Genomic DNA, 24,290 nt, shown 5'->3' on the forward strand with positions numbered 1-24,290 from the left:
GGTCGCTCTCCTGGGGTCATTGGCCGGGCTGGTCGTCCGGGATATTGAGTTCTATGCCCATGCGCTGGCCCTCGGCGAGGATGTGTTGGCGCATCTGGGCGCTGGCCAGGGCGCTGTTGCGCTCGCGAATGGCCCGCACCACGGCTTCGTTTTCCTTGAGCCGGGCGGCCAAGTGTTCAGGCGAGTTGCGCAGCATGCTTGCGCTTTGCTTGAGGGCATCACCCGTTTGCTGCACCACGCTTTGGAAGATCGGGTTGGTGGTCAGGGCGAACAACGCTTCGTGAAGCGCGATGTAGGCCTTGGCCCCTGCCTCGCTGTCCTCGGCATCCAGTGCCTCGCGCATGTCCATCAGGGTCAGGCGCAGTTGGCCTATCTCCTGGTTATTGGCCGACTGCGCGACCAAGCCGACGATGAACGGCTCAAGGGTGTAGCGCAGCTCCAATACATCGGCCAGGCTGGCCTGCGCCGCGCTTTCGACAGGCAGGTCGGGTACGGCTGTTTCGGCATCGAGCACCAACACACCTTTGCCGGGCAGCGAGCGCACCAGACCCAGTGTTTCCAGCACAGTCACGGCTTCGCGCAGACTAGGGCGGCTGATGCCCAGTTGTTCGGCCAGTTCGCGCTGGCCGGGCAGCATTTCGCCGCGGCGCCACTGGCCGCGGGCCAGGGCAGTGCGTAGCTTCTCAACCACAGAGTTGACGACGGTCGATGAACTGATCACGGTTCGCTCCTTGAAGGGCCGGCGCCAGCGCCGGCCACATGGGCTCAGAATTCCTGTTGATGGGGGTTATGCTTGCGCGGCACGGCGAAACCAGGTTTGCCATCGAGCACATTCTGCGCACGCTCAAGGTCGATGTCTTTCTCCCAGCGGGCAATGGCCACGGTTGCCACGCAGTTGCCAATCAGGTTGGTCAGTGCACGGCCGATGCCCATGAACCAGTCCACCGCAAGCACCAACACCAGGCCCACTACCGGAATGGCCGGCACAGCGGTCAGGGTCGCGGCGAGGATCACCAGTGCCGAGCCTGGGATGCCATGCGCGCCCTTGGAGGTCACCAATGACACCAGCAGGATGGTCAGCAGGTCGGTCATTTCCAGTGGAGTGCCGGTGGCGTTGGCGATGAACACGATCGCCAGGGTCAGGTAGATGGAGAAGCCGTCGAGGTTGAACGAATAGCCGGTGGGGATCACCAGGCCAACAGTGGAACTACCGATACCCAGGTGCTCCAGTTTGCGCATGATCTGCGGCAGCACCGCGTCGGACGAGGCGGTACCCAGAACGATGGTCAGCTCTTCACGCAGGTACTTGATCAGCGGCAGCAGTTTCAGGCCCGACACACGCATCACGGTGCCCAGCACGATCAGTACAAAGCCGGCGCAGGTCAGGTAGAACAGCGCCACCAGGCCACCAAGGTGTTGCAGCGATTCCAGGCCGTATTTGCTGGTAGTGAAGGCGATGGCGCCAAACACCCCAATCGGCGCCAGGCGCACGATCATGCCCATGATGCGGAAGATCACATGGCTAAGTTCGTTGATCAGCCGTGAGATACCGGCCGCCGCTTCGCCGACCAGGTTCAGGGCGCTGCCGAACAGCACCGAGAACAGCAGTACCTGGAGAATGTTGTTGTCGGCGAAGGCACCGACCACCGAGGTCGGAATCAGGTCCATGAAGAACGCAGTCGCGCCGTGTATGTGCTGCCCGCGCTCGGCCAGGCTGCTGGCATCGGCACTGGAAAGCTGGTCGAGATGGATGTTGGCCCCGCTGCCGATGCCGCTGCTGAAGGCGAACACCAGGCCAATGACCAGGGCGATGGTCGTCAGCACTTCGAAATAGATCACTGATTTCAGGCCGATGCGCCCGACCTTCTTCAAGTCACCAGCACCGGATATACCGCTGACCACCACGCAGAACACAATCAAGCCGATGAGCATCTTGATCAGCTTGATGAAGCCGTCGCCGAGTGGTTTTAGCTGTAGGGACATTTCGGGGAAGCTGAGGCCGCAGGCGATGCCGAGGACAAGGCCGAGCACAACTTGCAGGAAGATCGAACGCGAGCACCATTTGAGCATGGGAGGGATCTCAGATCGGTGTCCTTGCTTCGGTGCCGCACGGGGCGAAAGAGCGCAGGACTTAATTATTGTGGTCTTACCGGTTTGTTCAGCGCCAGATCATAAAACCGCGAAAAATCCGACATTGCAAGACATTTTGGCCTTACCGGTCTGACCAGTTGTGGGGCATTCGTCAGGCAGCAGCTCTACTTCGGTGCACGCAGACATTCGCGGGCGCCTGCCGCCGACAGCTTGACCAAGGCCTGCCCGGGTTTTAGCAATGGCCTTGCCAAGTTTTCAGGATGGGGGCACCCCGTGCCGACTTTTGACACGGGGTGAGCGGTCACACGCCGGGGGAGAAGGCGTGCGGGTTGGCCTCGCTCAAGGCCACAGTCAATGTACGCAGCAGAGCCTCGCGCGCCTGTTCGCGGCTTTGCAGTAACAGCTGCGAGGCCCTCAGGTAGAGAGCGCTGTCGCCGGTCAGATCGACATGTTGCAACGCACCTGCGTGGCGCCAGGCAATCTGATCAATGTGCTGTTCCAAATTGTCGATGTACACCTGTGGCACCTCAGGGCCGGTGTAAGCGCCGCTAGGCGCTGCACTGTCATTGAGCGAGTCGAAGTATTGCGAGGCACCTTCCCACTGTAGGTCGAACAGTTGAAACGCCTGGGGGCGTAGACGCTGCAACCAGCGTTGCCAGAAGGGCTGGTCGCCCGCCCAGGCCTTGAGGCGATCGGCAGTGGCTTGCGACCACACAGTCTGCTCAAGGCGCTGCAAAGTGATGTCGCTCAGGCGCGCCAGATACTCGAAGCGCATGCCGTCCGGTTGTGGCGGCAGCCGCAGCCGCTGCTGCAGGCGAATGCGTGCGTAAAGCGCCATTTCCAGTTCATCGAGCAGGAAATTCGCCCCGGTCAGTTGCTCATCGCTGAGGTCGTCGAGGTTGGACAGCCCTGGCGCGGCTTGCCGCTCAGCTTCATTGCCGGCTTCACCCAATGCCCGGCGCCGTGCGCGCCGGGCATTGAACATCTGGCCGATCTGCTCGTCGAGCAACCTTTGGCGCATCAGGCTAGCTGCGCTGTCGATGGCAACTTGCTCGTGGCCGTCACCGGGCGCTGCGTTGGCCACCGATTGCCAGAGCGTAACGTCGGTTTCGACCTGTTGAAACAGCAGGCTGGCCTGATCGACACAGGCTTGGCCGGCATCGACCAAGAACTCACGGACCTGTTGCTGCAGTTGGGCGATACCCGGGCCGGCCTCATCGTGCCTGGTGGCGTCCACCAGCGTCTGCAGCACTTGGCGCATGCGGGCATCCATGGCAGCCGGGCTGGCGCGATAGGCTTGGGTATCGGGCAGGCGTTGGTAAAGGTCGAACAACGGCTGCCAGTTAGGGTCGGCCCAGAATTCGGCCAAATGCTCGCGCAAGCTGGCAGGCCAGCCGGCAGACCACTCCTGGGCGTCAGCATCGTCCTGAATGACGGGCATCCCAGCTTCTTCCAGGCGTTGCAGCGCCAGGTCATTGAATGGATTGTCGTCGAATGCGTAATGGAGTTGCTGGTCACCTTGGCGCAACCCCTGCGCGAATAGGGTATCGCGCAGGGCGGGGGCATCGCTCAGTTCATTGAGGCTCAGGTCAATCTCACGAAGGTTTAGCGGCTGCTGGTTCATCAACGTGGTCAACCCGGCTGGCCACTCGAAGATGCCTGTACGCTCCAGGTCCAGCTGCTCCAGCGCAGTCCAGCCGCTGAAGTCTGGTGCCAGTACCAGAGGGTTGTAACGCAGCGATAACAAGCGCAGTCGGTTTAGGCCGTTCAAAGCCGTAAGGCTTGCTTGGGTAAGCACGATTTGGTTGTGGCCCAGTTCTAGGTGGGTCAGGCTCGGCCAGCGTTGCAGCGCCTGAAAATGTGCAGCCTCAAACTGTAGGGTATTGAAGTCTGCCTGCAGATAGGCCAGCGCTGGGAGGTCGGCAAGCCGTTGTAGGGTGCTGGCGGAAAGTGTCTGCAGGCACTGTGAAAGGTTCAGGCGCTCTAGGTTGCGCAAGCCTGTCAGTGTCGAGAGGTCGGCTTCCTGGGAGAGGTCGAGTACATTGTGCGAAAGGTCCAGAGACTCGAGCTCGCTGAGGTCGGCCAATGCTGGTGGGAGGCTGCGCAGAGCATTATCTTCAAGGTCCAGGTGGCGCAGTTCGGGGAAGGCCCTGATAAACCCGTTCAGCCCGGTGTTGGAATGATCAGCGAGCCCTATGATGCGAAGCTGGTGCACGTGAGAAAGGGGCACGGGTAAGACGGGCAATGTCTCCAGTTGCGCGCCGTCTATGTCCAGGGTGACGGAATCGTGCCCTGCGCCAAAGTCTTCGGGGTTTTGCCGGCGCCATGCGTGGCGTATGCGCTGGGCTTGGCGATCGCGTGCGGTGCGTTGTGATCCCGAGCCCTGTTCGACCCAATTCTGCAGTTCGTCGTCCAGGCGTCGATATTCACCGCGCAGGCGCTCGAGCAGGCGTAGAAAAGCACCTGGCCCAGGGCCTGCTTCATGCTGCAGGCGTTGACGCAGCAACTGGCGCTCCTGCCGGTCGCCTGCTGGGTAGAGCTGATCGAACAGGCTGTCGGCAGTCTGCGCAGGGTTGCCATGGCCACTGAGTCGATAGCCAAGGCGCTGGCTGCCGGGGATTCGACTGGGTGGATTGAACAGCGGGCGCACCGGCACCATGCCCAGATCACGAGCACTCGCTTCACGGTTAGCGCAGGCCCGGTCGAATAGCGCGTCTCGCAGGGCGGGCGCATCGTGAATGGCCAGCCCCAGCGCATCGCGCTCGCTGTCAGGCAGGGCGCGCAAGATGGCGTTGAGCAACTCGTCCTGTCCCCCCAGGGTTTGCCCGGCCGCATCGAGCGGTTGATAGCTTTGGGCGCTGCGCTGTACGCGTTTGACTATAGCGCCTTGCTCACCGGCCGCCGCGATCAGGCTGCCATGCTCGACCAGCTCCACGCGCACCGTACCGGACCAGCCTGGTAGCCTTGGCAGATTGGCAAACACCAAGGTGTCGCGGTCGCTGCTCCTGGCCGTGGCTTGGCGCAGATGCGCCAGTGCCCGGTTGAGCCTGGCTTCACGCAGGTACAGGCGGGCCTGTTCGGCCATGGGCAACGGCAAGCGGCCTGTTCGCTTCATCTGCGCAAGCTCGGCCGCTGATGCTGTTGCCAGGATTTCATGACATGCACGAGGGCTGAGCGAGGGGAAATCCCTGGCCAGCAGGGTGCTGTCGGCGGCCTCGATCACCGGCAGGGGAGTGGCGCCGAAGGCTTGAAGGGTGTCGAGCAACAAAGCGGGCAATGGGCGGTGATCGAGCAGCAGGCGGCGTAAAGCGTCGTCACCGTAGCCACTGCTGCGCAAGGCATTTGCCATTGCGGTATCTTCCAGGCCTTCACACGCCGGGCCAAGCCGCCGCTCCAGCGCCGGGCTGCGCCAGGCCAGGGGCTGCTCATGCTCCAGCAGCCAGCTGCCATGGCCATTGCCAAGCAGCCTTGGTTGATGGCGGTGGCCTTTGCCGAGCGCCAGGCGCCAGCCGCCTTTCGCTTCGCGCTGCAGGGGGTACGCTTGGCCATCGTGCAGCCACCACTGCTGGCCTTGCCAGGTATGCAGACCCTCGGCGTTTGGCACAGTTTGCGCAGGCCATGGCCGGGCCTGAGCGAACGCTGACAGGTCGCCATGCCACAGCCGCTCGCTATCGCCGCTGCCAATACGCTGCCATTCGTGCAACGGCCCAATGGGTTCGGCAAACCGCCCGGCAGCACCCAGTGCCGTGAATTGCGCGAGGTTTTCGAACACGGCGAACAGATGCACCAATGCAGCGTCGGCCTGCTCTTCGTTGGCGGCATGCACCCCCTCAAGGAATTCATCGACCAACTGCGCGCCGCCGACCACCAGCATGACCTGCGCCAGGCCGGGGATGAACAAGCTGGCAATATTCAGCACATTCAGGCCCGTTTGCAGCCAGCCTTCGATACGCTCCCAGAGGGCTTGCGCATCACGTTTTGCGGTGGGCACCACGATGTCGGCTGCGTCTTGCAGCTTGCGTTCGAGCTGGGCACGGGTGCGTGCAGCGAAGCAGTCCTGCTGCCAGGGTGAAGCGCTCCAGGCCAGCCGTGCATTCTTGTCCAGCGTCTCTTGCCAAATGTGGCGAGGGTTGGGGAACAGCCGGGTTATCAAGCTGACCTGTTGGCCTTTCTCGAGCACCGGTGTGCCGGAGTGCAATGTGGGGTAGGGGTAGCGCGGAAATAGGGTTTCACGTAGCCGCAACGCGAACTGCAATTGCTGCCCGTGGCTTACGTAGCGCACGAAAAACTGCCGTTCGTGGTCGTCCCAAAGCATGTGCGTGAGCGCCTGGCCCATTGCTGCAAGCGAGGGATACTGGCGCATCGGTTCGCTTGGGTGCCCAGGCAGGTAAAGCAGGCATGGCTGGGTTTCATCGTGTGCTTGCAGGCTGATGAGCAAAGGGCCATTCAGCGCGCAGTCGAACAGCGCCAGGTAACAGCATTGCAATCGGCGCTGGCTGCCATCGGGGAGGGTGATCTGCTCGGCCCATGCCAGGGCCGCCTCACCCAAGGTCGCGCCACGGCTGTCGATACGCCCGCGCAGCAGGGCAAGGGTCAGCTCTGCAGCGAAGGCTGCGCGATCTTGGTCTTGTTGCAGTTGGTGGGTCAGGCGTGAATCAAGGAGTTCGGCCACATGCGCCTGATAACGGCCGCCGAGGTCGAGATTGCGTACGGTTTTCACGAAACGGTCGGTATCGATAGCGGTAGCGGCAGTTGTTCCTTTGCGCAGGTACAAGCGAATCTGATCGGCCTCATCGAAGTTCAGCATGGCCGCTTCCAGCCATGACATACCGCGCCGTTGTGCCACATGCCACAGCCAACCCTGATCGACGTCAGGGAGTTCGCGGTCGGCAAACCAGTGAGCCAATGCCTGATCAAGCTGCGCTCTACAGAACGTCTCGGGTGCCTGCAGGCGGGCTAGCTGCTTGCGCAGGCGGTGGCTGGCGCGATGGCTGTCGCGCAGGCGTCGCTCGAGCTGCTGGCGCTGCTGCGCGGTGCACGACTGCAGCCATCCAGGCATGCGTCGCTGGATGAATGCCAAGTGGGGCGAGGGGGCTTGGGACATGGCGCCGTTCTCCAGTTCGGGAAAACGGCGAGCCTATTGAAGGCAACGATGGGCATGGGGTGCAGGGCTACCACACCTTTGTAGCGCCATGCGCTGAATCACAAGCAAAAAAACGGCACCTGCCTGAGGTGCCGTTATCATTTTGCGCGGTGTTACTTGTGCAGCACTTCGGCTGCGTACAGCGTGTTTTCCAGCAGGCACGCGCGGGTCATGGGGCCAACGCCACCTGGAACCGGTGTGATCCAGCCAGCGCGTGGCAGCGCTGTTTCGTAGACCACGTCGCCGACCAGCTTGCCATCTTCCTGGCGGTTGATGCCGACGTCGATGACGATGGCGCCTTCCTTGATCCACTCACCCTTCACCAGGCCAGGTTTGCCTGCAGCCACCACCACCAGGTCGGCACGGCCAACGTGGCCGGCCAGGTCCTTGGTGAAACGGTGGCAGACGGTTACGGTGCAGCCACCGAGCAAAAGCTCCATGGCCATCGGACGGCCCACGATGTTGGAAGCACCGACGATGACCGCGTTCATGCCGTACAAGTCTTGCCCGGTGCTTTCGAGCAGGGTCATGATGCCTTTGGGCGTGCAGGGGCGCAGCAGCGGAATGCGCTGAGCCAGGCGACCGATGTTGTAGGGGTGGAAGCCGTCGACGTCTTTGTCGGGGCGGATGCGCTCGAGCAGCAGCGAAGCATCCAGATGCGCCGGCAGCGGCAGTTGCAGCAGGATACCATCGACGGCCGGGTCGTCGTTGAGGCGGTCGATCAGCTCGGTCAGCGCTTGCTGCGTGGTCTCGCTGGGCAGGTCGAATGCCTGGGAGATGAAACCGACCTCTTCGCAGTCCTTGCGTTTGTGCGAGACATAGACTTGGGAGGCGGGGTCGGTGCCGACCAGGATCACAGCCAGGCCCGGCGTGCGAAGGCCTTGCTGGCGACGCTCCTCGACACGTTGAGCGATCTGCTTGCGCAGGTTGGCGGCGATCGCCTTGCCATCGATTAGGTGTGCAGTCATAGACGCGTGATTAACCATCGAGAAAGGAACAATAAAGAGGGCGCATTCTCGCACGTCATCGCTAAAGGGCAAAGGCGAGTGGTCGGCCAAATGCCCTAAGCCCTTAAATAATTTAAATTTTTTCGATAAAGGTGTTGACGGCCCTGAGGCTCGCCTATAAGATTCGCCGCACTTGTCGGGCACAGCCTAGCACTGGTTGGCGAAGTCGGGCAGAATGAGCGATTTAGCAGTTACCTGTTAAGGCCTCGTTCGGTTAGGCTTTAAGCTTAAGCGCCCGTAGCTCAGCTGGATAGAGCATCCGCCTTCTAAGCGGATGGTCGCAGGTTCGAGTCCTGCCGGGTGCGCCATTTAGGCAGCTTAGGCAAGCAAGTAAGGCAATATGGTGGGCGTAGCTCAGTTGGTAGAGCGCTGGATTGTGATTCCAGTTGTCGTGGGTTCGATTCCCATCGTCCACCCCATATTCGACGAGGGCGCTTTGATTGAACGATCTGGCGCCTTTGTTTTAAGCGTTACGCGGACGTGGTGAAATTGGTAGACACACTGGATTTAGGTTCCAGCGGCGCAAGCTGTAAGAGTTCGAGTCTCTTCGTCCGCACCATGCTTCTTTAAAGCAGCACCGCAGCACCGCAACATTGCAGCACCGCAACATGGTGGGCGTAGCTCAGTTGGTAGAGCGCTGGATTGTGATTCCAGTTGTCGTGGGTTCGATTCCCATCGTCCACCCCATATTTTTTCGAAGGCGCCTTGATCGTGAGATCGGGCGCCTTTGTTGTTTCTGTCGTGTACATGCATCGAGCAAGGTAGTGCCTGCAAGGTCGAGCGGATGCCGTGCGGTGCTGGTTCCCGCTGACGCCAAGGCTTCAATGGTGAGCTGCGCGGCCATCATGAAGAACTGCCCCTTGCAATCCTCTGGTGGCACCCCAATAAAAGCTGTTAGATTTCAGCCGGTTGAAACACCGGCCCGGATTTGGCTGGCAGAGGAATGACCAATGATTGCAAAAGAAGCCCGCCAGGCCCTGGCACTGCAGCGCTTCGCTGAGGCTAATCCGCAACTGCTCGAGGAAATTCGCGAGCTGGATGCACGTGAGCAGGCCCAGCAGATTGAGTGGGCATTCGAGGATGCCGCTGATGAGCAAGGGGTTCAGCCTTGGGAGCTGGCGTTGCAGTTGATCGCCGAAAGCCCCGAGCAGTTGCAGGCCATGCGCCTGGAGACTCATCGGGAGGTGGCTGAAGCCTTGGGCATGGAATGGGAAGCGTATTGTCAGTTCAACGAGATCGACCCCGAATAGGGCGTCGTCGTTAATATACCGGCTGTTGTATCACAAGATATTTCGGCTGCGTGACGCCAGCGGGCGTTGCGCCGCCCTCTATATAAAGAGGCTTGGCACTTCATTGTGTGGGCCATGTAAGTCAATCGACCGGCGAGGTTTCCCGTCGTCCCGGGTGGGGTGACTTCTGGTGCGTGACTCACTAGAATGTTTGCCCTTGATTCTGGAGTCGGGCTATCGCCGGCTAACGTCTGTGCAACGAGGAATATCCATGCAAGTTTCTGTTGAAAACACTTCCGCTCTCGAGCGCCGCATGACCATCGCCGTTCCGGCCGAGCGCGTCGAGAACGAAGTCAACAAGCGTCTGCAACAGACTGCCAAGCGCGCCAAAGTCGCGGGCTTCCGCCCTGGCAAGGTGCCGATGAGCGTGATCCGTCAGCGTTTTGAAGCCGATGCCCGTCAAGAGGCTTTCGGTGACCTGGTCCAGGCTTCCTTCTACGAGGCCATCGTTGAACAAAAGCTGAACCCGGCTGGCGCTCCAGCTGTTGAGCCTAAATCGTTCGAGAAGGGCAAGGATCTGGAATTCGTTGCCATCTTCGAAGTGTTCCCAGAGTTCACCGTTGCCGGCTTCGACTCGATCAACGTCGAGCGCTTGAGCGCTGAAGTGGCCGATGCCGACCTCGACAACATGCTGGAAGTGCTGCGCAAGCAGAATACCCGCTTCGAGGCCGTTGAGCGCGCTGCGCAAAATGACGACCAGGTCAACATCGACTTCGTTGGCAAGATCGACGGTGAAGAGTTCGCCGGTGGTTCGGCCAAGGGTACTCAGCTGGTGCTGGGTTCCGGCCGCATGATCCCTGGCTTCGAAGATGGTCTGGTAGGCGCCAAGGCGGGCGAAGAGCGCGTTGTCAACGTGACCTTCCCTGAGGACTACCAGAACCTTGATCTGGCAGGTAAGGCTGCCGAGTTCACCATCACCGTGAACAGCGTGTCGGCCCCTGTGCTGCCAGAGCTGAACGAAGAATTCTTCGCCCAGTTCGGTATCAAAGAGTCGACCCTGGAAGGCTTCCGCACCGAAGTTCGCAAGAACATGGAGCGTGAACTGCGCCAGGCCATCAAGACCAAGGTCAAGAACCAGGTCATGGACGGTCTGCTGGCCGCCAACCCGATCGAAGTGCCGAAGGCGCTGCTGGAAAACGAAGTCAACCGTCTGCGCGTGCAGGCTGTTCAGCAGTTTGGTGGCAACATCAAACCTGAGCAACTGCCAGCCGAACTGTTCGAAGAGCAAGCCAAGCGCCGTGTGGTGCTGGGCCTGATCGTCGCTGAAGTGGTCAAGCAGTTCGAGCTCAAGCCTGACGAAGGCAAGGTTCGCGAAATGATCGAAGAAATGGCTTCGGCTTACCAAGAGCCTGAGCAGGTCATCTCCTGGTACTACAAGAACGACCAGCAAATGAACGAAGTTCGTTCGGTTGTGCTGGAAGAACAAGTTGTAGATACTGTTCTGCAGAAAGCGACTGTGACCGACAAGTCGGTCTCGTACGAAGATGCCGTTAAGCCAGCACAGGCTCCTGCCGCCGCTGAGTAACAGGCTTCTCTCGTAGGAAACCCCCACAAGCCAGCCTTCGAGCTGGCTTGTGCGTTATCAAGCCATGACTATTTGGGAGTGAGCGCAGGACATGTCCCGCAATTCTTATATTCAGCAGAGCTCTGACATCCAGGCCGCAGGCGGCCTGGTCCCGATGGTTATCGAGCAGTCCGCCCGTGGCGAACGTGCCTATGACATCTACTCGCGCCTGTTGAAGGAGCGAGTGATCTTCCTGGTTGGCCCGGTAGAGGATTACATGGCCAACCTGGTGGTGGCGCAGATGCTGTTCCTCGAAGCGGAAAACCCTGACAAGGATATCCATCTTTACATCAACTCGCCGGGTGGTTCGGTGACTGCAGGCATGTCAATCTACGACACCATGCAATTCATCAAGCCAGACGTCTCGACCATCTGCATCGGCCAGGCCTGCAGCATGGGTGCATTCCTCTTGGCCGCAGGTGCCAAAGGCAAGCGTCACTGCCTGCCCAACTCGCGCGTGATGATTCACCAGCCGCTGGGCGGGTTCCAGGGCCAGGCCACCGATATCGAGATTCACGCCCAGGAAATCCTCAATATCAAGGCACGCCTGAACGAGCTGCTGGCCTATCACACTGGCCAGGATCTGGAGACCATCAAGCGTGATACCGAGCGTGACAATTTCATGAGCGCCTCGCGCGCGGCCGAGTACGGCTTGATCGACTCGGTTTACGACAAGCGGCAGCTGGCGTCCTGATCCCAGGCGCCAGAGCAGGTGGGTGCATAGAGCGCCCACCTGCGGACTTGAAAAAGCCCGCAATTGCCTTCATCTTGTGTTGCAAGCCTACCGGATTGGATCGATCGAATGACTGACACCCGTAACGGCGAGGACAGCGGCAAATTGCTTTATTGCTCCTTCTGCGGCAAAAGCCAGCACGAAGTGCGCAAACTGATTGCCGGGCCCTCGGTATTTATCTGCGACGAGTGCGTCGACCTGTGCAACGACATCATCCGTGAGGAGGTGCAGGAAGCCCAGGCCGAGAGCAGCGCGCACAAATTGCCTTCGCCGAAAGAAATCAGCGGTATCCTCGACCAGTATGTGATTGGTCAGGAACGCGCTAAGAAGGTGCTGTCGGTAGCGGTGTACAACCACTACAAGCGCCTGAACCAGCGTGACAAAAAGGGCGACGAAGTCGAACTTGGCAAGAGCAACATCCTGCTGATCGGGCCTACCGGCTCGGGCAAGACCCTGCTCGCCGAAACCCTTGCACGCCTGTTGAACGTACCGTTCACCATTGCCGACGCCACCACCCTGACCGAAGCCGGTTATGTGGGTGAGGACGTTGAGAACATTATTCAGAAACTGCTGCAAAAGTGCGATTACGACGTGGAAAAAGCCCAAATGGGCATCGTCTACATCGACGAGATCGACAAGATCTCGCGCAAGTCGGACAACCCGTCCATCACCCGTGACGTCTCGGGTGAGGGCGTGCAGCAGGCGCTGCTGAAGCTGATCGAAGGCACTGTCGCTTCGGTTCCGCCTCAGGGCGGCCGCAAGCATCCGCAACAGGAATTTTTGCAAGTTGATACTCGCAACATCCTGTTCATCTGCGGTGGCGCCTTCTCTGGCCTGGAAAAGGTTATTCAGAATCGCTCCACCAAAGGTGGTATCGGTTTTGGCGCCGAAGTACGCAGCAAGGAAGAGGGCAAGAAAGTCGGTGAATCGCTGCGCGAAGTCGAGCCGGACGACCTAGTCAAGTTTGGCCTTATCCCCGAGTTCGTCGGCCGCCTGCCGGTGCTGGCGACCCTCGACGAGTTGGATGAGGCGGCACTGATGCAGATCCTGACCGAGCCGAAGAACGCACTGACCAAGCAGTATGCCAAGCTGTTCGAGATGGAGAGCGTGGACCTCGAGTTCCGCACCGACGCGCTTAAGGCCGTCGCGCGCAGGGCTCTGGAGCGTAAAACTGGCGCTCGTGGCCTGCGTTCGATCCTCGAAGGCGTGTTGCTCGACACCATGTACGAAATTCCTTCGCAGAAGGATGTCAGCAAGGTAGTGATCGACGAGAGCGTCATCGAAGGCACCTCCCAACCGCTGATGATCTACGAGAGCAGCGAGCCGCAAGCCAAGGCCGCACCGGACGCCTGAGTCCAGGTCAACGCCGTGTGCTGGCAGCAAACGTGAAAGGGGCCTACGGGCCCCTTTCTGCTTTTCCTGCCCTAGCGCTTGTAATTTCCCAAGCCTGCCCCCACATTAGGTCCAAGCATCATTTCCACCGGTTTCCGGCCATAAGGCCGCTGTAGAGGCGAAATCATGAAGACCACCCTCGACTTGCCTCTTTTGCCATTGCGCGATGTTGTCGTCTATCCGCACATGGTTATCCCACTGTTCGTGGGGCGTGAGAAGTCTATCGAAGCCCTCGAAGCCGCGATGACGGGCGAAAAACAGATACTGCTGTTGGCCCAGAAGAACCCGGCTGATGACGATCCAGGCGAAGACGCTCTGTATCGAGTCGGTACCGTCGCGACCGTATTGCAACTGCTCAAACTGCCCGATGGTACCGTCAAGGTGCTGGTCGAAGGCGAGCAGCGCGGTACAGTTGAGCGGTTCAACGAGGTAGAAGGGCACATTCGTGCCGAAGTTTCCCTGATCGATGAAGCCGATGCCGCCGAGCGCGAGTCGGAAGTCTTCGTGCGCACGTTGCTGTCGCAGTTCGAGCAATACGTGCAACTGGGCAAGAAAGTCCCAGCAGAAGTACTGTCGTCGCTCAATAGCATCGAAGAGCCTGGTCGTCTGGTCGACACCATGGCTGCGCACATGGCGCTCAAGATCGAGCAGAAGCAGGAAATTCTCGAGATTGTCGACCTGCCGACCCGTGTCGAGCATGTGTTGGCTCTGCTGGATGCCGAAATTGATCTGTTGCAGGTCGAAAAACGCATTCGTGGCCGGGTCAAGAAACAAATGGAGCGCAGCCAGCGCGAGTACTATCTGAATGAGCAGATGAAGGCCATTCAGAAGGAGCTTGGCGATGGCGATGAAGGCCACAACGAAGTCGAAGAGCTGAAAAAGCGCATCGAATCCGCAGGCTTGCCCAAGGATGCCTTGGCCAAGGCTCAGGCCGAGCTCAACAAGCTCAAGCAGATGTCGCCGATGTCGGCCGAGGCGACCGTCGTCCGGTCGTACCTGGACTGGCTCGTTCAGGTGCCTTGGAAGGCCCAAAGCAAGGTGCGCCTTGACTTGAGCAAGGCCGAAGAGATCCTCGACGCCGACCACTACGGCCTGGAAGAGGTCAAGGAACGTATCCTCGAATACCTCGCCGTGCAAAAGCGAGTGAAGAAGATTCGCGGTCCTGTGTTGTGCCTGGTCGGCCCGCCCGGTGTCGGTAAGACATCGCTGGCCGAGTCGATCGCTGCCGCAACCAATCGCAAGTTCGTGCGCATGGCCTTGGGTGGCGTGCGGGACGAGGCCGAAATTCGTGGCCACCGGCGAACTTACATCGGCTCCATGCCTGGCCGTCTGATTCAGAAGATGACCAAAGTGGGCGTACGCAACCCGCTGTTCCTGCTCGACGAGATCGACAAAATGGGCAGCGACATGCGTGGCGACCCGGCATCGGCGCTGCTGGAAGTGCTTGACCCCGAGCAGAACCACAACTTCAACGACCACTATCTGGAAGTCGATTACGACCTCTCGGACGTGATGTTCCTGTGCACCTCCAACTCGATGAACATCCCGCCGGCGCTGCTCGACCGTATGGAAATCATCCGCCTGCCGGGCTACACGGAGGATGAGAAGATCAACATCGCGGTCAAGTACCTGACGCCCAAGCAAGTCAAGGCCAATGGTCTGAAGGCCGAAGAGCTGAGCATCGACGTCTCGGCAATTCGCGACATCATCCGTTACTACACCCGCGAAGCCGGTGTGCGGGGCCTTGAACGTCAGATCGCCAAGGTCTGCCGCAAAGTGGTCAAGGAACATACCGGGCAGAAGCAGGTCAAGGTCAAGGTGACCAGCGATCAGCTCGAGCACTTGCTCGGCGTGCGCAAGTTCCGCTATGGCCTGGCTGAGCAGCAGGACCAGATTGGCCAGGTTACCGGCCTTGCCTGGACGCAGGTGGGTGGCGAACTGCTGACCATCGAGTCGGTAGTGATTCCAGGCAAGGGCCAGTTGATCAAAACTGGCTCACTGGGCGATGTGATGGTCGAATCGATCACCGCCGCGCAGACCGTCGTGCGTAGCCGTGCCCGCAGCCTGGGGATTGCTGCGGACTTTCACGAGAAGCATGACGTGCACATTCACATGCCTGAAGGTGCTACGCCCAAGGATGGCCCGAGCGCAGGCATCGGGATGTGCACCGCTCTGGTTTCTGCACTGACGCAAATTCCTGTGCGTGCCGACGTGGCCATGACCGGTGAGATCACCCTGCGTGGTCAGGTACTGGCCATTGGCGGGTTGAAGGAAAAACTGCTGGCTGCTCACCGCGGCGGGATCAAGACGGTGATCATTCCCGAGGAGAACGTTCGCGATCTGAAGGAAATTCCGGAAAATATCAAACAGGATCTTCAGATCAAACCGGTCAAATGGATTGACGAAGTCCTGCAAATTGCGCTGCAATACGCCCCGGAGCCCTTGCCAGATGTGGCTCCGGAGATTGTCGCCAAAGATGACAAGCGCGACGGCGATGCGAAGGAAAGAATCAGCACGCATTAGTAGTTTTTAACGGGGGGGCTTTCCTTGACAGTATTTTCGGGGCCTTGCTATAAAGCGGCACGCTATTGTCAACAGGCCACCCAGCGCACGTTTCATAAGCTTTTCAATACATACTTAGAAACATACTCAATAGAGACATAAGGGGACTTCGAGTGAACAAGTCGGAACTGATTGACGCTATCGCTGCATCGGCAGACATTTCCAAAGCCGCCGCCGGCAAAGCGCTGGACGCTGTGATCGACTCCGTGACTGGCGCCCTGAAAGACGGCGACGACGTCGTTCTGGTTGGCTTCGGTACCTTCTCGGTCAAAGAGCGTGCTGCGCGCACCGGCCGTAACCCGCAAACCGGTAAGGCTATCGAGATCGCCGCTGCCAAGGTTCCAGGCTTCAAGGCAGGCAAGGGCCTGAAAGACGCCGTCAACTAAGTCGTCTCTTTCAGCCGGGCCCGGCTTGGCCAGGTCCGATCACGCTGATGGCGGGTCGCAAACGTTCCCGCCTGACACGTTTGCTAAGAAAAGGCGCATCCTCGGATGCGCCTTTCTTTTATCAGGATTCTACCCACGCTCCGCGGTTGTCGTCGCAGTGGTACAGCCGTTTCTGGGGGACGCATGCTGCAAAATATCAGGGACAATTCACAAGGTTGGATTGCCAAAACCATCATCGGCCTGATCGTCGTATTGATGGCGTTGACCGGCTTCGAAGCCATTTTCAAAGCCGCCACCCACAGCCAGGATGCGGCCAAGGTGAACGGCTCAACCATCAGCCAGAACGAGCTGAGCCAGGCCACCGACATGCAGCGCCGCCAGCTGATGCAACAGCTGGGCAAAGACTTTGACCCAGCACTGCTGGACGATAAGCTGCTGCGCGACTCGGCCCTCAAGGGCCTCATCGATCGCAAACTGCTGCTGCAGGGTGCCGAAGACGCCAAGTTCGCCTTCTCGGATGCCGCGCTTGATCAAGTCATCCTGCAGACACCGGAATTCCAAGTTGATGGCAAGTTCAGTGCCGATCGCTTCGACCAGGTCATCCGCCAGATGGGCTATGGCCGTATGCAGTTCCGCGAAATGCTCGGTGAAGAGATGTTGATCGGCCAGCTGCGCACCGGTATTGCCGGTAGCAGCTTCGTCACTGATCAGCAGGTCGATGCCTTCGCCCGCCTGGAGAACCAGACCCGTGACTTCGCCTCACTGACCTTCAAGGCCAACCCGGCCGCGGTCAAGGTCAGCGACGAAGAAGTCAAGGCGCACTACGACCAGCACGCCAAAGAGTTCATGACGCCAGATCAGGTCGTGATCGACTACGTCGAGCTGAAGAAGTCGGCGTTCTTCGACCAGGTCAAAGTCACCGACGAAGAGCTCAAGGCGCAGTACGAGAAGGAAATCGCCAACCTCGCGGAGCAGCGCCGTGCCGCGCATATCCTCATCGAGGTCAACGACAAGGTCAGCGATGCCCAGGCCAAAGCCCGCGCCGATGAAATCGAGCAACGCCTGGCCAAGGGCGAAGACTTCGCCAAGCTGGCCAAGGAGTTCTCTCAGGACCCTGGCTCCGCCAGCAATGGTGGCGACCTGGGCTTTGCCGGCCCAGGGGTGTACGACCCGGCGTTCGAGGACGCGCTGTACAAGCTCAAAGACGGCCAGGTATCGGCTCCGGTGCGAACCGAGTTCGGGTATCACCTGATCAAGCTCCTTGGCAAGCAGGCGCCAGAGGTGCCGAGCTTCGCCAGCCTCAAGGACAAACTGACTCGCGACCTGAAGACACCGCTGGTCGAGCAGCGCTACGTCGATGCCAGCAAGCAGCTGCAGGATGCTGCGTACGAGGCGTCCGACCTGGCCCAGCCTGCCCAGGACCTCAATCTGAAGGTACACACCTCGGCCCCGTTCGGTCGTGAAGGCGGCGAAGGCATCACTGCCAACCGTGGCGTGATCCAGGCAGCGTTCTCCGAGGAGGTCATGGATGAAGGTGCCAACAGCACCGCCATTGAGCTCGACCCGGAAACCACCGTGGTGCTGCGAGTCAAAGAGCACCGCAAGCCAGAGCAGCTACCGCTGGAAGCTGTGGCCAAGAACATTCGCGAGCATCTGGCCAAGGAGAAGGCAACTGCCGAACTCAAGGCCAAGGCCGACAAGCTGATTGCAGGTCTGCGCGACGGTTCGATCACCGCCGCCGGTGCCCACGATGGCGAGCAGTGGAAAGCCTACGAGGCAGTCACCCGCAGCCAGGACGGTATCGATCCGGCCGAACTGCAGGCACTGTTCCGCCTGGCCAAGCCGCAGGCCAAGGATAAGCCGGTGTACGGCAGTGTAGTCCTGGGCGACGGTAGCCTGGTGGTGCTGCAGCTCAAAGGCGTGAACGAGGGCGCTGCCGCCAGCGATGACGAGAAGCAGCAGATCCGCCGTTACCTGGCATCGCGTGCTGGCCAGCAGGACTTCGCGGCCTACCGCAAGCAGCTCGAAGGCGCTGCCGACATCACCCGCTACTGAGTGGTGTTTGCATCATGAAACAGGCCGCATCGAGCGGCCTGTTTCATTGGTGCAAGAAGAGGTTCAGTCACGCATAGACCAACGCCGCCTAGCCGCTAGCGTTTCTGGCCTTCGTAGTTATCCAGCGTGTCCCGCGCGATCTCCCGCCCCAGAGCGATCAATTCCGGCGCTTTGTAGAACTCGAAGAAACGGCATACCCGTTTCGGCACGTTGATCAGCACGTCTGGCGGGTAACCGGCGATCTTGTACTGCGCCAGTGACGTCTGCATCACTTCGAAACTCTGGTTGATCAGGTCAAGCAACGACGCAGGCCCGACGTTGTCGATGATGAACGATCCGGTCGCCGACTTGGGTGCACCTTCGCGCTCCGGCGCCGCAGCAGGCTGCTGTGCTTGCGGGGCGCCGCTATCGGCAAGCCACGGGTTGGGCGGTGCCAGCCCTTCGGCGACGATTTCCTTCTCGATGCGGATCAGTTCTTCGGCAGGTTTGCGGCGAAACGGCAGGCGTGACCCTAATGAACTGAGCAGCGCATCGAAGCGCATCTTGAACGCTGGCGGCCGCTCGATCACCGGCAATTGGTACTGCTTCTGGTTAGTGGCGTTGAGGTTGACCGCAATGATCAGGTCGCAGTGGCTGGAGACCACCGGCACGATTGGCAGGGGGTTGAGGATGCCGCCGTCGACCAGCATGCGGTTACCCTGCATCACTGGGGTAAACAGGCTGGGAATCGCCGCCGAAGCCCGCATGGCCTGATGCAGGCAACCTTCCTGGAACCAGATTTCCTGTTGGTTGGTCAGGTCGGCTGCTACGGCCGTGTAGGGAATGCGCAGCTGCTCGATGTTGATGTCGCCGACGATTTTGCGGATTTGCCCGAATACCTTGTCCCCGCGGATGGCCCCAAGGCGGAAGCTGACATCGACAAGGCGCAGCACGTCCAGGTAGTCCAGGCTTTCGATCCAGTTACGGTATTCGTCGAGTTTGCCAGCGGCGTAGATCCCACCAATGACTGCGCCCATCGAGCAGCCGGCGATGCAGGCGATGTCGTAGCCACGCCGTTCGATTTCTTCGATAACGCCAATGTGGGCATAACCACGAGCGCCCCCCGATCCCAGTACCAACGCCACGCGTTTGCTCATGAGCTTTCCCCAGCTTGTGCAAGCATGGTCCTACAATGCACTGATCGCCGTCTATGCATCAATCCACTGTGCGCTGAACTACGCTACACAGAGCATAGCGAGCCGGGCACTTTTCAGTTGCACAGGCGTCGAAAAGCCACTCTTTTGATCTTCGAGGTAATACCGATGAAAGCCTGGATCTGCCTTCCTCTGATCGCCCTGGCCCTGGCGGGCTGCGCAGGTAAGACGGCCTACCGTGACAGCTGCGCGACCCAACTCGATGCCGCATGGAAGGAACTGGACCTGGCCAAGGCAGAGGGCTTTGCCGGTGCGGTGAGCTATTCCAAGGCGCTGTCATTGCTGACTGGGGCCAAGACCCAGCAACAATTCGAGGGCTATGAAAACTGCACCAACAAAGCCGAAAAGGCGCGGTTCTATATTCGTGAGTCGCGCGCCGGGCGCTGATCAGGGAGCGCTCTATGTCCGCCATGCTCGATCATGTCATTGCTCAGGTGCTGGCCTTGCAGGTGCGTTTGCTGGCCTGTCGTGAGCGTCTGGCTGCCGATACCGACAGCGAGGCGCTGCATGACCTGCGCACCACGCTGCGACGCCTGCGCAGTCTGTTGCGGCCCCTGCGGGGGCTGCCAGGCGTAGAGCAGCTGGAGGCGGCGGCCAAATCGCTGGGTGAATTGACCACACCGCTGCGCGATCGCGAAGTGTTGGCTGCCGAGCTTGGCCAGCGCGGCTTTGCCCGGGCAGGGCAACGTCGCCTGGAAGGCCGCTCTGTAACGTTTGCCAACGTGGCTGCCAGCGCGCAGTTGACTCGGGTGCTGGCGATCATCGATGCGTTTCCGTTGTTTCTGCGTGCGGCAGATCGCGAAGGGTTGGCCAAGTCGCTGGAGAAACGTATCGACAAGCGCTTGGTCAGGCAATGGCGCAAGCTGCTCAAGGCGCTGCGCGACCCAGAGCACGATCGCCATCGGGTACGGCTGCTGATCAAGCGCGCGCGCTATGGCGATGAGGCTTATCCGCAGCTCAATCACGCCGGTAAGCCACTTCGGCGCCTGTTGAAGAAGGCCCAGGGCGACCTTGGCGACTGGCATGACCGCTTGCAATGGCTGTTGCAGGCCAATGAGCACGCTGATTTGGCGCCGTGCGCCAGTGACTGGGAGCAAGAGTTGCACGAGGCTGAGCGCAGGGCCGATGTGACGCTGGGCGCCCTGCAATCGGCGCTCAAGCGCTTTAAGCCCGGCAAATGACCGATATACGGGCTGATTGGTCGAAGTTTGCTGGCTAGTATTGGCGGACCATACGCAATAGCCAGGAGCCGGCCGATGAACTTCAATCAACTGCTCGATGCGGTGCGGGACACCTCCGATGCGCTCAGTATTGCGCCTGAATGGGCCCAGGGGCGTGCCGTGTTCGGTGGTCTGATGGCAGCGTTGGTGTACGAGCGCATGCGCGTGATGATCACCGATGGGCGCCCAGTGCGCTCGTTGGCCATCAGTTTCGTCGGCCCAGCGGCCCCCGACGTGCCCATTCGTTTCGAGGTCGAGGTGCTGCGCGAGGGTAAGGCGGTTAGTACGCTGCTGGGCCGTGCCGTGCAGAACGGCCAGGTTGTGACGCTGGTGCAGGGCAATTTCGGTGCTGGCCGGGCTTCGGTAGTCGACGTACCTGCTGCACCTGCCATTGCAATGAAGCCACTGGAAGAGTCGGCTCCAGAGCTGCCTTATATCAAGGGTGTAACCCCAGAATTCATGCGCCATCTAGCCTTGCGCTGGGCGATTGGCGGCTTGCCGTTCAGTGGCAACGCCTCACGGCAAATGGGCGGTTGGGTACGCTTGCGCGATGTGCCCCCAGAACAGATCAACGAGGCGCATTTGCTGGCTTTGGTCGATGCTTGGCCACCGAGTGTTTTGCCACTGTTGAAGCAACCGGCTGCGGGCAGCACTTTGACGTGGACCATAGAGTTCATCCAACCGACACCTGAGCTTTCCACACTTGACTGGTGTCGTTACCACGTCGAAACCGAGCATGCGCGCGATGGCTATGGGCATGCTGCGGCGTCCCTGTGGACAGCCCAAGGCCAATTGCTGGCCTTGAGCCGCCAGACAGTAACAGTGTTTGCCTGACCTTCAACGCCTGTGCTTGTGGCGCTCACGCCAAGCCTTCCACCAAGCGCCGCTAAGCACGAAACGTGGGAATGTAATGAACTGCTCGGTGAGTAATCGCTGCACCGCATCTTTACGGTTGGCGAACGGCTCGGGTTGTTCCGTCTCCAGGCGGTGCCCGTGGCGCTGCAGCCCCAAGCCCGCGATGAGAGCGATGACGCCGACGGCGATTTGCCCCAGGTCGAGAGCGAACAGGCCGGACAGCACCAGCAGCGCACCCAGTATGAACAGCGGCACGGCAATCAAGTGCAAGACCAGGTTGGCCGGGTGCCGGTGATTGTGATGGTAGCCACGCCATTGCCAGGCGTGCAGATTGGGGAGTCGTTTGCTCATGGGCAGTTCCTCACGGTCATGCCCAAAGCTTAGTGCGGCCCAGCAAGCGGGGCCAATCGAAGCTGGCTATGGCGACTATAGCTTCAGCTGGCCGATGGCCCTGTTCAGTTCACTGGCCAGGGTCGCCAACTCGGTGCTGGTGGTTGCCGAGTCCACCGTCTGCTGCACGGTGTCTTCGGTCACGTCACGGATGCTCACCACCGCGCGGTTCATTTCCTCGGCCACTTGGCTTTGCTGCTCGGCGGCGACGGCAATCTGCGTGTTGCTTTCGCGCATCTGTGCCACCGCGCTGGTGATCTCGGCCAGCGCAGCACCGGCCTCCTGCGCCTGGCGAACACAGTCGTCGGCCTTGTATGAGCTCTCCTGCATGAACTCCACCGCGTCGCGGGTGCCAGCTTGAAGGTCGGTGACCATAAGGGTGATTTCATCCGTGGACGTTTGCACACGCTTGGCCAGGTTGCGCACCTCGTCGGCAACCACGGCAAAGCCCCGGCCCAGGTCACCTGCCCGGGCGGCTTCGATAGCAGCATTGAGGGCCAGTAGGTTGGTCTGTTCGGCGATACTGTGAATGACGCCGACCACGCTGTTGATCTTCTGGCTGTCGTCGGCAAGCTGGCGGATCATTTCGGCGGTTTGCTGGACTCCGCTGGAGAGCCCGGAGATCGAATCCTGTACCCGGCTCACCACTTCCTTGCCGCCACCGGCTAGGGTGTCGGCTGTCTGCGACAAATCGCGCGTAGCGCCTGCATGCTGGGCAATATGGTGTACGGTGGCCGACATTTCGTTGATCGCCGTGGCGGCCTGGTCGGTTTCGCTCTGCTGGCCCAGCATGCCGTGGCGCACCTCACTCATGCTCGCGGCCAGGCGAGCAGCGCCGGAGTCCAACTGGGCGGCGGTGTGGGCGACGGTGCTGACCACGCGGTGGTAAGTGCATTGCATGGCGTTGAACGCGCCTGCCATCTGGCCCACCTCATCGCCGCTGGCCAGTGGCACACGGGCTAACAGATCTCCGGTTTTTTCAACGTGTAGCATCACGTCCTTGAGCGTGTTGAGCTGACTGAGCAGGAAACGGATCAACAACTGCGAGGCGGCAAGCATCGCCAGCATCAAAATGAGCACGCAGATCGCGTAGTTGCTGAAACGCTCGAGAAACACTTGGCGCAGGCTGGGTGCTGCGGCCAGCACGGCCAGTTGCTGGTCGCCACGGCGCAGCACCTGAGCGCCGCGCACTGGGTTGTCGCCGAGCACCCAAGCTGCCGGCAATGTTACCCAGCCTTGACCATTGGCCAGTGGTTGGAGGGGTTCGCCGCCATAGGTAGGCGTTTGGCCTGGTTGCCAGGAGATCAGGTTGGCCAGGGGGGGCAGGGATTGACCGGCAGGCCAGGCGGCCAGCAATTGCGCTTGCGCTTGCGCCTGAGCCTGGGCAGCGTCGGCGCGTGAGCGCTGCTCCAGGTGCACGGCATACAGTACCAGCAACAAGGTGGTAACGAAGGCCACTGCGTTGACGGCCCAGAATTTGTATTTCAGGGAAATATTGCTAAGCCAGGCACCCATGGGTAGGTCTTCTCTGAGTTGAGCGGGAACAATATTGGCAAGGTGCCAGTATTGTGCCCGTCAACATCGGATCAGGTCATGACCTGCATCAAGGAAGCTTGAAGAAAGCTTTGGCCGTCGCGCTGGTGTGGCTGGCGCAGTGTTCCAGGCTCTCGTTGCGATGCAACGCCACCTCTCGTAACACCTCTGGCAGGAACGCCGGCTCGTTGCGACCGTTTTTCGGTTTAGGCCGCAGGCTGCGTGGCAGCAGGTAAGGTGCATCGCTTTCCAGCATCAGGCGCCCTTGGGCAATGTTGCCCACCAATGCATGCAGGTGAGTGCCGCGGCGCTCGTCACAGATCCAACCGGTGATGCCGATGTGCAGGTCCATGTCCAAGTAAGCGAACAACGCCTCACGTTCGCCAGTAAAGCAGTGCACCACTGCAGCGGGCAGATGGTCCCGATAATCCTTGAGAATGGCCAGCAGGCGGTCGCTGGCATCACGCTCGTGCAGAAATACTGGCAAGCGCAGTTCGGCCGCTAGCGCCAACTGGGCTTCTAGAGCCTTTTCCTGCAGAGGGCGGGGAGAGAAATCACGATTGAAATCCAGCCCGCATTCGCCGACGGCACGAACGCGTGCCTCCCCTAAAAGCTGGCGTAATCGGCGCTCGCTGTTGCCGTCCCAGGACTGGGCGTCGTGCGGATGTACCCCGGCGGTGACGAACAAGTGCTGGGCGTCGCCGTCAAGCTCCTGGCAAAGCTGCAGCGCCTGCTCGCTGACCTGCAGGCTGGTGCCAGTGAGCACCATCTGCATCACGCCGGCTTCGATGGCGCGCTCGACGACGGCCGCCTGCTGGTCGTGGAAACTACTGTTGGTCAGGTTGACGCCGATATCGATCAATTGCATGGTGCTACC

At 60.3% G+C, this 24,290-nt stretch carries 17 protein-coding genes, 4 tRNA genes and 2 pseudogenes; 14 read left to right on the forward strand and 9 right to left on the reverse strand.

Annotated features, from left to right (window positions below):
* Window positions 1-16: 16 nt before the first annotated feature.
* The 4 genes and pseudogenes from HU725_RS07865 to folD all read right to left on the reverse strand — a co-directional run bounded on the left by HU725_RS07865 (window position 17) and on the right by folD (window position 8,202).
* On the reverse strand, window positions 17-721 hold the full coding sequence (locus tag HU725_RS07865; RefSeq protein WP_186476760.1) for a FadR/GntR family transcriptional regulator: 705 nt from the start codon (window positions 719-721) through the stop codon (window positions 17-19).
* A pseudogene (locus HU725_RS07870) lies at window positions 684-2,070 on the reverse strand (C4-dicarboxylate transporter DctA). Before HU725_RS07870 ends, HU725_RS07865 begins: the two are co-directional and overlap by 38 nt.
* Before the next feature lie 322 nt (window positions 2,071-2,392).
* Complete coding sequence (locus HU725_RS07875) at window positions 2,393-7,195, reverse strand: dermonecrotic toxin domain-containing protein (protein ID WP_186476761.1); 4,803 nt, start codon at window positions 7,193-7,195, stop codon at window positions 2,393-2,395.
* 152 nt (window positions 7,196-7,347) lie between these two features.
* Window positions 7,348-8,202 (reverse strand): bifunctional methylenetetrahydrofolate dehydrogenase/methenyltetrahydrofolate cyclohydrolase FolD, encoded by an 855-nt coding sequence (folD, locus tag HU725_RS07880; RefSeq protein ID WP_186476762.1) that lies wholly within the window; start codon window positions 8,200-8,202, stop codon window positions 7,348-7,350.
* A gap of 270 nt (window positions 8,203-8,472) precedes the next feature.
* Here folD and HU725_RS07885 point away from each other — a divergent pair.
* From HU725_RS07885 to HU725_RS07935, 11 genes are all read left to right on the forward strand, one after another.
* Window positions 8,473-8,549, forward strand: a tRNA-Arg gene (locus tag HU725_RS07885).
* Between the two features lie 35 nt (window positions 8,550-8,584).
* A tRNA-His gene (locus tag HU725_RS07890) sits at window positions 8,585-8,660 on the forward strand.
* A gap of 55 nt (window positions 8,661-8,715) precedes the next feature.
* A tRNA-Leu gene (locus tag HU725_RS07895) sits at window positions 8,716-8,800 on the forward strand.
* 52 nt (window positions 8,801-8,852) lie between these two features.
* Window positions 8,853-8,928: transfer RNA gene (locus HU725_RS07900), tRNA-His, on the forward strand.
* Window positions 8,929-9,191: 263 nt separating this feature from the next.
* Window positions 9,192-9,491 carry a DUF6388 family protein gene (locus HU725_RS07905; RefSeq protein WP_186476763.1) on the forward strand — a complete coding sequence of 100 codons (300 nt, stop codon included), beginning with the start codon at window positions 9,192-9,194 and terminating at the stop codon, window positions 9,489-9,491.
* Window positions 9,492-9,741: 250 nt separating this feature from the next.
* The gene (tig, locus tag HU725_RS07910) at window positions 9,742-11,055 is read left to right on the forward strand and encodes a trigger factor (protein WP_060476761.1); all 1,314 of its coding nucleotides are present in this window, start codon (window positions 9,742-9,744) and stop codon (window positions 11,053-11,055) included.
* 91 nt (window positions 11,056-11,146) lie between these two features.
* Window positions 11,147-11,788: an ATP-dependent Clp endopeptidase proteolytic subunit ClpP gene (gene clpP / locus HU725_RS07915; protein WP_009683825.1), complete on the forward strand. Its 642-nt coding sequence runs from the start codon at window positions 11,147-11,149 to the stop codon at window positions 11,786-11,788.
* Window positions 11,789-11,896: 108 nt separating this feature from the next.
* The gene (gene clpX, locus HU725_RS07920) at window positions 11,897-13,180 is read left to right on the forward strand and encodes an ATP-dependent Clp protease ATP-binding subunit ClpX (protein WP_186476764.1); all 1,284 of its coding nucleotides are present in this window, start codon (window positions 11,897-11,899) and stop codon (window positions 13,178-13,180) included.
* A 165-nt stretch (window positions 13,181-13,345) separates the two neighbouring features.
* Window positions 13,346-15,742, forward strand: a complete 2,397-nt coding sequence (gene lon, locus HU725_RS07925) for an endopeptidase La (protein ID WP_060476763.1) — start codon at window positions 13,346-13,348, stop codon at window positions 15,740-15,742.
* A gap of 152 nt (window positions 15,743-15,894) precedes the next feature.
* Window positions 15,895-16,167: a nucleoid-associated protein HU-beta gene (gene hupB, locus HU725_RS07930; RefSeq protein ID WP_060476764.1), complete on the forward strand. Its 273-nt coding sequence runs from the start codon at window positions 15,895-15,897 to the stop codon at window positions 16,165-16,167.
* Between the two features lie 183 nt (window positions 16,168-16,350).
* Window positions 16,351-18,222, forward strand: coding sequence for a SurA N-terminal domain-containing protein (locus HU725_RS07935; RefSeq protein ID WP_186476765.1), 1,872 nt, complete (start codon window positions 16,351-16,353; stop codon window positions 18,220-18,222).
* Window positions 18,223-18,317: 95 nt separating this feature from the next.
* On the opposite strand, the gene HU725_RS07940 is transcribed toward HU725_RS07935, so the two are convergent.
* Entirely contained in the window at window positions 18,318-19,358 is a 1,041-nt protein-coding gene (locus HU725_RS07940) for a patatin-like phospholipase family protein (protein ID WP_060476766.1), read from the reverse strand.
* Between the two features lie 165 nt (window positions 19,359-19,523).
* Here HU725_RS07940 and HU725_RS07945 point away from each other — a divergent pair, with 165 nt between their 5' ends.
* The 3 genes from HU725_RS07945 to HU725_RS07955 all read left to right on the forward strand — a co-directional run bounded on the left by HU725_RS07945 (window position 19,524) and on the right by HU725_RS07955 (window position 21,469).
* Window positions 19,524-19,802 carry a hypothetical protein gene (locus HU725_RS07945; protein WP_060476767.1) on the forward strand — a complete coding sequence of 93 codons (279 nt, stop codon included), beginning with the start codon at window positions 19,524-19,526 and terminating at the stop codon, window positions 19,800-19,802.
* Between the two features lie 14 nt (window positions 19,803-19,816).
* Window positions 19,817-20,596, forward strand: coding sequence for a CHAD domain-containing protein (locus tag HU725_RS07950; RefSeq protein WP_186476766.1), 780 nt, complete (start codon window positions 19,817-19,819; stop codon window positions 20,594-20,596).
* Window positions 20,597-20,671: 75 nt separating this feature from the next.
* Window positions 20,672-21,469, forward strand: a complete 798-nt coding sequence (locus tag HU725_RS07955; protein ID WP_060476769.1) for an acyl-CoA thioesterase — start codon at window positions 20,672-20,674, stop codon at window positions 21,467-21,469.
* A 3-nt stretch (window positions 21,470-21,472) separates the two neighbouring features.
* On the opposite strand, the gene HU725_RS07960 is transcribed toward HU725_RS07955, so the two are convergent.
* From HU725_RS07960 to HU725_RS07970, 4 genes and pseudogenes are all read right to left on the reverse strand, one after another.
* Window positions 21,473-21,841, reverse strand: coding sequence for an Mpo1-like protein (locus tag HU725_RS07960; protein WP_060476770.1), 369 nt, complete (start codon window positions 21,839-21,841; stop codon window positions 21,473-21,475).
* 75 nt (window positions 21,842-21,916) lie between these two features.
* Window positions 21,917-22,801, reverse strand: coding sequence for a methyl-accepting chemotaxis protein (locus tag HU725_RS23115; protein WP_418939655.1), 885 nt, complete (start codon window positions 22,799-22,801; stop codon window positions 21,917-21,919).
* Window positions 22,787-23,395, reverse strand: a pseudogene (locus HU725_RS23120) (HAMP domain-containing protein); the annotation flags it as partial. The gene HU725_RS23115 and the pseudogene HU725_RS23120, both read right to left, overlap by 15 nt.
* Window positions 23,396-23,483: 88 nt before the next feature.
* Entirely contained in the window at window positions 23,484-24,281 is a 798-nt protein-coding gene (locus HU725_RS07970) for a TatD family hydrolase (RefSeq protein ID WP_186476768.1), read from the reverse strand.
* Window positions 24,282-24,290: the final 9 nt, after the last annotated feature.

The organism is Pseudomonas promysalinigenes (genome assembly GCF_014269025.2).
Taxonomy (GTDB): Bacteria; Pseudomonadota; Gammaproteobacteria; order Pseudomonadales; family Pseudomonadaceae; genus Aquipseudomonas; species Aquipseudomonas promysalinigenes.